A 4,777-nucleotide genomic window follows, 5' to 3' on the forward strand; every position below is an offset into this window, starting at 1 on the left:
CGTCATACCTTCCTCTACAAGCTGCTTTACGGCCTCTAATATGTAAGCACGAGACTGAGGATCTATTCCTACAGTAGGCTCATCCATAATGAGAAAGGAAGGCTTATGCAGTAAAGCCGCTCCAATGTTAAGTCTACGCTTCATCCCACCGGAAAAGGTTTTTACTCTGTCCTTTCTCCGATCACTTAAACCAATCTTTTCAAGCACATCCTCCACCCGTGCTTCTAAATCTTTTCCTTTCAGTCCATAAATTCGTCCAAAAAACTCTAGGTTCTCTTTTGCTGTAAGCTCTGGGTACAAGGCTATTTCTTGAGGTACTACCCCTAAATTCTTACGAAGCATTTGAGGATTCTCCTCAATGGAGGTCCCATTCCAAAGAATTGTTCCACTTGTAGGTTTCATTAATGATGAAAGCATGGATATAGTAGTTGATTTTCCTGCTCCATTCGGACCTAAGAGTCCAATTGATTCTCCTGCACCAAGCTCCAAATTTATCTTTTTCACTACTTCTTTTGCTTTAAACTTCTTCTGAAGATTTTTTGCTTGAAGCATTTTTCCCATCTCCTTAAGTCTAAATTCCCACCTTGATTATATCAGACTATTCAAACACCTTATATGTACATTTCATTTTGCTAATTACTTATGCTTATAGGTTTACTCAATATGTTACAATTCTTCTTTCTTTTAACTAAATCGGCTATACTAGAAAAGACAGACATAAAAGGGTTGGGGGTGTAATTTTGGCTGCAAGTATATACGGTTTTGTTGGTACGGGCATACTAATTTTAAATATTTCTTTGGCAATCGCCTTAATATTTTTAGAGAGAAGAGATGCGTCCTCCACCTGGGCATGGATTTTAGTTCTATTCTTCATCCCGATCCTAGGTTTCGGTATTTATTTACTGTTTGGAAGAAGATTGCGACGCAAAACCCTTTTTCGCTGGGAAGGGAAAAGTAAAATAGGTATTGATAAATTAATTGAGTTTCAAATGGAAGCTATTGAAGATGAATCCTTTGATTTTAGATTAGATGACGCTAGTCATTACAAAGAGTTGATTATTATGCATCTCAATAATAACCATGCCGTTTTAACGCAGGATAACAAAGTAGATATCTTTACAGACGGGCGTGAAAAGTTTGATGCCCTCTTGTTCGATCTAGAAAACGCAAAGGATCATATACACATTCAATATTATATTTTCCGTTTAGATAATTTAGGACAAGAGATTTATAAGGTTCTACTAGCAAAAGCTAAACAAGGAGTAAAGGTTCGCATACTGTATGACGATACAGGCTCTCGCTCTTTACGAAAGCGACACTTTCATGAGCTCATTAAGCTAGGCGGACGCGTGGAAGCATTCTTTCCATCCATTCTTCCATTGATCAACCCACGGATGAATTACCGAAACCATCGCAAAATAGTAGTCATTGATGGACGAATTGGTTACATAGGAGGATTCAATGTCGGTGATGAATACTTAGGTAAGAAAAAGAAATTCGGGTATTGGAGAGATACGCACCTTAGAATTGAAGGAAGCTCCGTTCATCCGCTCCAAACTCGTTTTATACTCGATTGGAACCAAGCTTCTGCAGAACACGATATCGAATATTCCGATCGTTTTTTCCCAGCTATCCCATTGAAGGGTTCTGTTGGACTACAGATTGTTTCGAGTGGACCTGATTCTGAGTGGGAGCAAATTAAAAATGGTTATTTAAAATTAATCATGATGGCTAAGAAATACATTTATATTCAGTCTCCCTATTTCATACCAGATGCTAGCTTTATGGATACTCTCCGTGTAGCTTGTCTTTCAGGCATAGACGTAAGAATTATGATACCTAACAAGCCTGACCATTTATTTGTATACTGGGCGACCTATTCATATGTTGGAGAGCTTATCAAAGCCGGGGCAAAAGTATTCATTTATGAAAATGGATTCCTACATACGAAAATGATTGTTATTGATGATGAAGCTTCTACTGTGGGTACTGCAAATATAGACGTTCGAAGCTTCAAGTTAAATTTCGAGGTAAACGCATTTATTTATGACAATGAAACTTCCCATCAATTAGCGGAGTTATTTGAAGAGGACATGAAGCTTTCTACAGAACTTACTTGGGAACTTTATGAAAAGCGATCGACTATGATTAAGTTTAAGGAATCACTTGCTCGACTGATATCTCCAATTTTATAAGACTATGATTGATAAAAAGACACTAAGCCATTGTCTTAGTACAAGAAAAAGATCCCACGAATGATGGGATCTTTTTCTTATATACCTAAATATTCTTCTAATGTTGTATTTGCTTCATATATTTTAGCTGCATGGTCCAATCCTACAAATCTAAAATGCCAAGGCTCATACATATACCCTGTAATTTTTTCTTTTCCATTCGGAAAACGCATAATAAATCCATATTTATGGGCGTTAGAAGCTACCCATTGACCAGCTGGCGTCTCTCCAAAGCTCTCTCTTGCGAAGTGCTGCTCAAAGTGTAATTCTCCAATATCGAAGGCAAGCCCGGTTTGATGCTCAGAGTACCCAGGGCGAGCGCTATATCGATCTGCAGCTTCCACTCCATCATTGCTCACATATCTATTATATAGCTGCTGTTGATAGTCAAAAGAACGGTATGTACTAAATGCTACTAATTCGTAACCGGAAAGCCTTGCTTCAGCTGCCATTGCTTCGAAAGCTTGTCTTGCTTCTTTACTTTCCCCAGGCGCATAAGTGGCAGGTAGGGGATATTGCTTGCTTGCTATTAAAATTCCATCTACATAGGTAGGCTCGGCAGGTAAAGTTTCATTGCCTTCATAGCCTTTTGCCCCTGAACGATCTACTTCTTCTATAGGCTCCTCTACAATTGGAGGCTCCTCTTTTACTGGATCTTTTGCTTCCTCTATTACTTGCGTTGGTTTCTCTAGTTCAACCTCAGGTTTTTCTTCCTGAACTGTAATACCTAACGCCTTTAAACTTTTATCTATATTCCAATCATTTATACCAATCCATCCCACGGCACTTACAACTATTAAACCCAAAATAATACTAGCTACTATTTTTGGCCACTTTCTTTTCTTTTTTGCCTTCATTAAACTAAATCTTGATTGCATCCCTTGCTCTTCCTTCTTTCCAATTAGCGATATTACTAGTTTAACATTTTTCATAGAACTTATCCCTAATCAAATTAAAATGCTTTATAATGTTATTAAACTCGTTTCAAAATTGTAACTTATGCAGAAATAAAATCGTACCAAAAATTAAATCTAGACAGTTATTACAGCTAGTTAACTCATTTACTTAGCTTTAATAAGTCGAAAGTAAAGAGGTCATTCTATGAAGTCTCAAAAATGGTTATCCATTAATTTTTTCACGTTCTTCTTCACATGGGGAGTGTTTATGCCCTATTGGACCGGTTATTTAACCAATGCTAAAGGCCTTAGTGTCACCTCTGCTAGTGTTATTATGGGTGCCGGAATGCTTGCAAGAGCTTTTTCCACGTTTGCCTTATTCCCACGAGCTACTAGTAAGTATAGTATGCAGAAGGTGCTTCGCTTGCTCGCGTTACTTTCTTTTGCAGCACTTGTTTTATACATACCCTTTAATTCTTTTTATTCTTTATTAACTATTACCGTTTTGTTTAGTTTAATCTATCCTAACTTATTACCTGCTATGGAGAGTAGTGCATCCATTCTTATGCAAAAGGATAAAGTTCACTATGGAAAAAGCCGTTCGTTTGGATCAGTCGGCTTCATGGTAGCCCTGTTGTTTATAGGAGGAGTAACTGCTATATGGGACGAGCAAGCAATACTCTGGACGATGTTAGCTGCACTTGCAATTATCATGTTGACCTACTCTAGACCAATGCCGGCCTCTTTGAGTGAAATACCCTTGAGAACAACAAAAGAAAACTCTGTTAAATGGAAAGAACTTTTTACATCTAAGCAATTTATCATTATTTTAACGTTAACAGTACTTATACAGGGGTCTCACGCATCATATAATAATTATGGATTTATTTATCTTCAGGATATCGGAGTCAACAGCCTTTATATCGGAATCATTTTAAATGTTGCTGTTATATTTGAAATTGTATTCTTTCTTATTGCTGACAAGTTATTTTCAAGTAAGAAAGTATCTTGGATGTTTCTCTTAGCCGGGATCGGGGCCACCATTCGTTGGATTGGAATCTATCTATTTCCATCGGTTTGGATGTTTATCCTCACTCAGGCACTACATTCTGTTTCTTTTGGAGTTGCACATTATGCCTTTATTCAATATATATCTAGAACACTAGACAAAAGGCTCATACCTGCTGCCCAAGGAATTTATGCTGCTCTATCCATGAGTTTAAGCAGTGCAGTCCTCACGCTAGCTGGTGGTTATTTATATGACATAGAACCAAAACTAGCCTTTTTAGGAATGGCATTTTGCACGATTCCAGCTATTATAATCATTGTTCTGTCTAGAAAAAAGTTTAGCTATTAAGTCTTAAAAAACGTTAAACAAAACAAGAAAAGCGTAACCGCCTATGTCTGCCCCGACAGGCAAATGGAAAAATGCGAGAAGGCAGTTCTCCAGCCACCGGAGCTTTTATCCATTTGACCCCGTGGGGCAAGGCGATGGAGCTAGACATCAAGAAAAGCCCAACCGCCTATTCCTGCCCCGACAGGCAAATGGGGAAAAGCGAGGAGGCAGTTCTCCAGCCACCGGAGCTTTTATCCATTTGACCCCGAGGGGCAAGGCGGTGGAACTAGACATCAATTTATCCACAGGTT

The 4,777-nt window shown here is 38.3% G+C and carries 5 protein-coding genes; 3 read left to right on the plus strand and 2 right to left on the minus strand.

Going from position 1 to position 4,777, the window contains the following annotated elements; all coding sequences use genetic code 11:
- Nucleotides 1-552: ABC transporter ATP-binding protein (locus AC06OU_RS01315; RefSeq protein ID WP_475853519.1), on the minus strand; the 552-nt coding region annotated here is incomplete at its 3' end.
- Nucleotides 553-740: 188 nt separating this feature from the next.
- On the opposite strand from AC06OU_RS01315, the gene cls reads away from it, so the two are divergent.
- A complete protein-coding gene (cls, locus tag AC06OU_RS01320; protein ID WP_475853520.1) occupies nt 741-2,195 on the plus strand; it encodes a cardiolipin synthase in 1,455 nt (484 codons plus the stop codon).
- Nucleotides 2,196-2,272: 77 nt separating this feature from the next.
- Here cls and AC06OU_RS01325 read toward each other — a convergent pair whose 3' ends face one another.
- Entirely contained in the window at nt 2,273-3,166 is an 894-nt protein-coding gene (locus tag AC06OU_RS01325; RefSeq protein ID WP_475853521.1) for a M15 family metallopeptidase, read from the minus strand.
- 169 nt (nt 3,167-3,335) lie between these two features.
- Between AC06OU_RS01325 and AC06OU_RS01330 the strand changes: the two genes are divergently transcribed.
- A complete protein-coding gene (locus tag AC06OU_RS01330) occupies nt 3,336-4,487 on the plus strand; it encodes a 3-phenylpropionate MFS transporter (protein ID WP_475853522.1) in 1,152 nt (383 codons plus the stop codon).
- Nucleotides 4,488-4,558: 71 nt separating this feature from the next.
- Nucleotides 4,559-4,729, plus strand: a complete 171-nt coding sequence (locus tag AC06OU_RS01335; RefSeq protein ID WP_475853523.1) for a hypothetical protein — start codon at nt 4,559-4,561, stop codon at nt 4,727-4,729.
- Nucleotides 4,730-4,777 lie beyond the last annotated feature (48 nt).

The sequence above is a fragment of the Psychrobacillus sp. genome (assembly GCF_056205495.1).

What these genes read in the sequence shown, in the direction of transcription:
- AC06OU_RS01325 (WP_475853521.1), bottom strand. Translation starts at nt 3,166, where the DNA reads ATGAAAAATGTTAAACTAGTAATATCGCTAATTGGAAAGAAGGAAGAG.
- AC06OU_RS01330 (WP_475853522.1), top strand. Translation starts at nt 3,336, where the DNA reads ATGAAGTCTCAAAAATGGTTATCCATTAATTTTTTCACGTTCTTCTTC.
- AC06OU_RS01335 (WP_475853523.1), top strand. Translation starts at nt 4,559, where the DNA reads ATGCGAGAAGGCAGTTCTCCAGCCACCGGAGCTTTTATCCATTTGACC.